The organism is Lentzea indica (genome assembly GCF_012184385.1).
Lineage (GTDB): Bacteria > Actinomycetota > Actinomycetes > Mycobacteriales > Pseudonocardiaceae > Lentzea > Lentzea indica.
The window spans coordinates 1-1,661 of record NZ_VSRL01000527.1 but is presented as its reverse complement, the minus strand read 5'-3'; the positions used below and the strand labels follow the sequence as shown (position 1 = coordinate 1,661).

Annotated in this window: 1 protein-coding gene and 1 pseudogene; both read right to left on the bottom strand. The window is 72.1% G+C overall.

The genetic code is table 11. The features are described 5' to 3' along the window. A partial coding sequence (locus FXN61_RS49300; protein ID WP_167980617.1) for an ABC transporter permease occupies window positions 1-1,082 on the bottom strand: 1,082 nt, incomplete at its 3' end. A 7-nt stretch (window positions 1,083-1,089) separates the two neighbouring features. After that, window positions 1,090-1,661 (bottom strand): annotated as a pseudogene (locus FXN61_RS49295) (hypothetical protein); the annotation flags it as partial.

Below are 1,661 nucleotides of genomic sequence, written 5' to 3'. Positions count from 1 at the left end.
GCCAGCCTGGCCGCCATGTCCACGTGCAGCGGATCGCGCACCAACCCCGCGACGACCAGCGTCAGCAACGCGAGCGCGCAGGATCCGGCGATCCACCGGGTGAAGCGGTGGGGTCGCAGTACCGGTGGGTTCAGCGCGGGCAGGGCGCCGGCGCGCAGCGCCGGGCCGAGCAGACCACGACGCACGGCACGCAAAAGCAGGCCAGCGACGACGCCCAACAGAACGAGAACCAGCGTCGCGGTCTGCAACGGCGGAAGGTCCCTGGCCACGGCCGCGTCCAGGGCGAGCCGGCCGAGACCGGGAATGTTGAAGATCTTCTCCACCGCGACCGCGCCACCGACCAGGGCCACGACGGTCGGCAGCAGCTGCGGGAGCACGCCGGCCACCGCACCGCGCAGCCCGTGCCGGGCGATGTAGCCGGGCGGGAACCCGCAGGCGTGCCAGGTCCGCACCCACGGCTCGGTGAACGCGGCCGGCAGTGCCTGGTCGAGCAGGCCGCCGATCACGGCCCCGGACGGCACTCCGAGAGCGAGTGCGGGCAGCACCATCGACGCCGGCCCGTCCCAGCCGCTGGACGGGAACCAGCCCAGCCACACCGAGAACACGGTGGCGAGCAGCGAGGCGAGCAGGAACTTCGGCAGCGCGGCCAGGAAGGCCGCCACCGCGCCAGACCGCTCCTCTCGCAGCCTCAGCCCCGCACCCAGCCGCAAGGTGCGGGCGCAGACCAGTGCTGCGACCGCGATCGTGACCACCAGCGCGCCGAGCATCAGCGTGGCCGAGACCGCGAACGCGGTCGCCACCTCGGGCAGCACCGGTTCGCCTGACACCCACGACACGCCCGCGTCACCGCGGAGGAGCCCGCCCAGCCACTGGGCGAGATGCGGCAACGGTCCCTGGTCCAGGCCCAGTTGCTCCCGCACGGCGGCCAGCTGCGCGGGACTGGGGTCCTGGTCCGCCGAACGGGCGCGCAGCACGGCCAGCGCGGGGTCGGTGCCGGACAGCCACGGCAAGAGTGCGACGGCGGCCAGCAGGCCGGTACCGGCGACGACGCGACCGATACCGGCCGATGCGCTCCTGCTCATCCTCCCGCTACTTCAGGCGGGTGCCGACGGTGATCAGCGACCGCTCGCGCGGGTCGAGCACCACACCTTCGACGCGCGTGCTGATGCCCTGCACGACCTTCTCGTGGACCAGCGGCACGACGGCGTCCGTGCGCAGGATCTCCGCCTCGGCCAGCATGATCTTCTGCTGCCGCAGCGCGGTATCGCTCTCCTGGGCGGCGGCCGCGATGGCCTGGTCGACCCGAGAATCCTTGAGTCGGGCGATGTTGTAGACGCCCGTGCTGGTGAAGTCGCTCGCGAGGAACGCGACCGCGTCACCGGTGTCGAGCAGCGTCACGCGCGAGAAGACCAACGCGTCGTACTTGCCCGCGAGGAGGTCGGCCTCCATCTGCGTGTACTCGCGCACGTCCTGCTGCACGGTGAACCCGGCCTTCTCCAGCTGCTGCTGAAGGACGCTCGCGACCTCGGGCAGCTCGGCGCGGTTGGTGTACGCCGCCAGGCGCCCGGGTCGAGCACGAACGAGTTGCGGCAGCTCCCGCCAGGTGTGGAGGTGGGCATGCTTGCACCGTCGAACCAGCAGGTGTGGTTGGCGTGCGCTGT